General features: G+C 61.6%; 3 protein-coding genes. 1 reads left to right on the forward strand and 2 read right to left on the reverse strand.

Features of this window, described 5'->3' with window-relative positions:
* The coding region (locus VN887_16090; protein ID HXT41527.1) for an FAD-dependent oxidoreductase at nucleotides 1–432 on the reverse strand (432 nt) is incomplete at its 3' end.
* 361 nt (nucleotides 433–793) lie between these two features.
* The gene (locus VN887_16095; protein ID HXT41528.1) at nucleotides 794–2,323 is read right to left on the reverse strand and encodes a tannase/feruloyl esterase family alpha/beta hydrolase; all 1,530 of its coding nucleotides are present in this window, start codon (nucleotides 2,321–2,323) and stop codon (nucleotides 794–796) included.
* 382 nt (nucleotides 2,324–2,705) lie between these two features.
* On the opposite strand from VN887_16095, the gene VN887_16100 reads away from it, so the two are divergent.
* Nucleotides 2,706–3,524 (forward strand): 3-methyl-2-oxobutanoate hydroxymethyltransferase, encoded by an 819-nt coding sequence (locus tag VN887_16100; GenBank protein ID HXT41529.1) that lies wholly within the window; start codon nucleotides 2,706–2,708, stop codon nucleotides 3,522–3,524.
* Nucleotides 3,525–3,587 lie beyond the last annotated feature (63 nt).

Below are 3,587 nucleotides of genomic sequence, written 5' to 3' on the forward strand. Positions count from 1 at the left end.
GAGAACGCGTCCTCGTGTGAACGTCGGGAGAATCCTGCCCAGGTTTACCGCCCCGGCGACGGTGTAGAACTCGGTGGCTTCCGCCATGCCCGGCGTGGCGTCAAAGTCGTAATCCGCGCCGAGCGCAACGACCAGGAAGTCCGCCTCGTGGGTTCCGCGATCGGTCGTGACGCGTTTCGCGCCGGGATCCACCGCCGTGATCCTTTCTTGCAGCAACCGCACGCCCGGCTTCGCGAATTTCTTGTACGGAAGCCGCACCGCGTCGGACGTCGTGTGCCCGAACATCACGTCCAGCTTCGAGAAACCAAAGACAAAGTGGTCGCTCTTGTCGATCACCGTCACTTCGATGTCGTCGCCAAGGGCCTCCGAGAGCGTCGTGCTGAGTTCGAGCCCGCCGAAGCCGGCTCCGAGAACGAGGATGCGTTTTTTCATTGGATTGGTATGATGTTGGAAAACGTCCGGGAGGTGTCGTCTTTTCAAACAATGGAGTCAAGCCCTCCATTGTTTGCTCCCGAATCAATCCCTGGTTCATTCATCGCGTTGCGTTCATGGTCACTTCTCCCGCGAGGCACTGGCGTCCTCGGTTTCATTGCGGGCGGCGTTCGCCGGGAACCTGACGCGCTACAAGCGGCAAATCACGGCGCTGACCGGCCCGGGACGCACGGTTGCCTGCCTGGAAACAGTTTCAAAAAACCTGTTGCGGCGGTCGGTGACTGCGGCACGTCGTGAAACGGTGGAAATCGGTGCCCACACAGCGTCGCTACAATCTGCCGTTGGCTCGCGAAACCGGTTTTTAGTCTTTCGGCGTGCGGCTCACGAAGTTCGCGGCGTCGTCGGTGCTGCCGCTTCCCTTGTATCTGGCGACTTGTGGGAACGGGAAAAGCGGACGCGTGCGAATGACCTTGCCGTTGGAATCGCGTTTCTCGGCCATCAGTTTTTCGGGCGACTTGCCGTCCTCGACCCAGCGGATGATCGCGTCCATCTGCCCGGTCGGCGTCGCGCCCGCGCCGTGAAAACCGTGGTCCACACCGGGAACCAGGAACAGCCGAGCGAATTGCGCGGTCTTCTTCGGCCCGCCCATGCTCTGTTGGACCCGCTTGTAATAGTCAACGCTGCCGTCGGCCGGGATGAGCTGGTCGGCCAGGCCGTGAAAGATGATGACCTTGCCGCCGTGATCGCGGAAACGGGTCAGATCGGGATTGTCGGTGCCGATGACCGCGCCGTATTGCTCGACGGATTTGGTCCAGAGTTGTTCAAAGCCCGCGTAGGTCAGCGTCGTCCAGTCCCATTTCGCATCCTGAGCGAGGTAATAAACCCAATACTCCAACGCGATGCTGAACGGCTTTCCCTTCAATGGCGAACCGCCGGTGCCGGCGTAGGGAAACAGGTCCGCGCCGCGATCCGGTCCGTACCAGATGAACGTGCCGTCCTGCCGGCGCGGGCCCTGCCAGATTTTGCGGATCACCGCGGCGTCGGCTTCGGTGAAGGTCTCGTCGCCCACCTTGGCGCCAACCAGCGCCCGCGGATCATAGGCGCAGTGAAACGGATCATCGATCACGCCGTCTTTCACGCCATCGTTCGCGTCGCAGGCTTTCACGGCTGCGGCGGTGGCGGCGTCGAGCTTTGCCTTCGAAACGAAGTTCGACATCGAGAGCATCACCACCTCGGGCCAGAGACTGGCGGGCACGAAGCGGTCCCAGTTGATCGCGGGGCAACCGGAGATGATGCCATCGTAATCGTCCGGAAACCGTTGCGCCTCCATGAGCCCCTGGCGTCCGCCGGTCGAGCCGCCGACAAAATAGGAATAACGCGAGGCTTTGCCATAAAAGGCTTTTGCCAGCGCCCGGCCCACAACGGTCATGTCGTGAATGCCGAGATACGCGTTGTCGATGATGCCCTGCCAGTTCTGCCGCCCGTCGGCGTCGAGCGCGAAACTGCCGCTGCCGCCCGCATGTCCCGTGTCCGTCGCGCCCGTGGCAAAACCACGGGTGACCGGCCCGCGCAAGCTGGCTTCACTCCCGCCGAGAAATCCGCCGCCGCCGTTGCCCTGGAATCGTCCGTTCCAGTTCGTCAGCGGCAGGCCGATCCAAACCTTCACGTGATCTCCGGCTAGCGGATGCGTCACGATGGCGGTGACGCGGCACATGTGATCGGAAGGATCAACCACGACCGACTCAATCGTCGTGTTTGGCAGTGAGACATTCTTCAAGCTTTCGGGCGAGCACACCGGTGCGATGTCCGGAAAGAGTGGTTTGAGCGGGGTCTCGGCGGCTTGAACGAAAGTGATGGCGCTGAAGAGTACCGTGAAAAGAACGGCTCTCATGATTCCGGAGTAACGTCTCGAGAAGGTCTGTTTCATGGTGGAACTGATTGCTACCCGATAGCCGGCATCCTGGCAACGCGCGAATGCCAAAGCGATTTCAAGAGATCACCGAGAAGGACCAACAGGGTCGGATTCAGGAGCGTCGCCAACGGCGTGCGGCGTTCGACGAAACCTGACTCGCTGCGAGCAGAAATCCCGGCGCTGTTCGTGCTCATGCATTACTCGTTGCCTCGAACGCTACGGACAGTTGTGCCGGCTTGCTCACGGCGGAGCAAGACGTGCTTGCGCGCGTCTATGCGACAACAGCTTCATTCCATCGTGGATGGTTGTCGGCAGGGCGATGGAGATTGATCACGGCCTGCGTCTTTGCAACTCTACCGCCATGCTCCGACCGCGAAAAAAATACACCATTTACGATCTCCAGCAGCTCAAGGGCAAACGCTGCCTCACTCACATTCACGTGAAGTCACCCGAGGAAGCAGCCGCCGCGGAAGCCGCGGGCGTGGATTTGATGAGTTGCAGCTTTGATTCACCCGAAGCCCGGACGCGCCTGCCACGGCTCGTCGCCGCCGCGCCGGACAGCTTTCTCTCGGCCGCCACGCCGCACGGGCTGGCGTCGCCGGAGGAGGCGATCCGTGTCGGATTCCGCGCGCTCGAACTGGGGGCCAGCTCGGTGTATTGCTCTGCCAGTCCGTTCATCATCGAGGCGATGGCGCGCGAGCGGATTCCGGTGGTCGGACATCTCGGCATGGTCCCGCGTCATGTCACGTGGACCGGTTATCGCGCCATTGGCAGGACGGTCGAGGAGGCGAAGCAGCTCCACCAGCGCATGAAGGACCTGGAGAACGCCGGCGCCTACGCGGCGGAACTGGAACTCGTGCCCCACAAGCTTGCGCGCTTCCTGTGTTCGCAGACGAGGATGATCCTGATGTCGCTCGGTTCGGGCAGCGGTTGTGACACGCAGTTTCTTTTCTCGGACGACATCCTCGGCGACTACGAGGAGCGCCTTCCGCGGCACGCCAGGGCCTACCGCAACTTCCTGGAGGAACACCGCCGCCTGCAACGCGAGCGCGTCGCCGCCTTCAGCGAATACATCGCCGACGTGAAGGAAGGCCGCTTCCCGGAACAACGTCACCTCGTGGAGATGGATGAAAAACTTCTCCGGGAGGTGATTGACTCGATTGGAGGGCCGGCGAATTGATTGGACCGGACGAAGCGGCGATGGCCCGCATCTTACGATGCAATGGTTTTATACGGCGATACA

The sequence above is a fragment of the Candidatus Angelobacter sp. genome, assembly GCA_035607015.1.
Taxonomy (GTDB): Bacteria; Verrucomicrobiota; Verrucomicrobiia; order Limisphaerales; family AV2; genus AV2.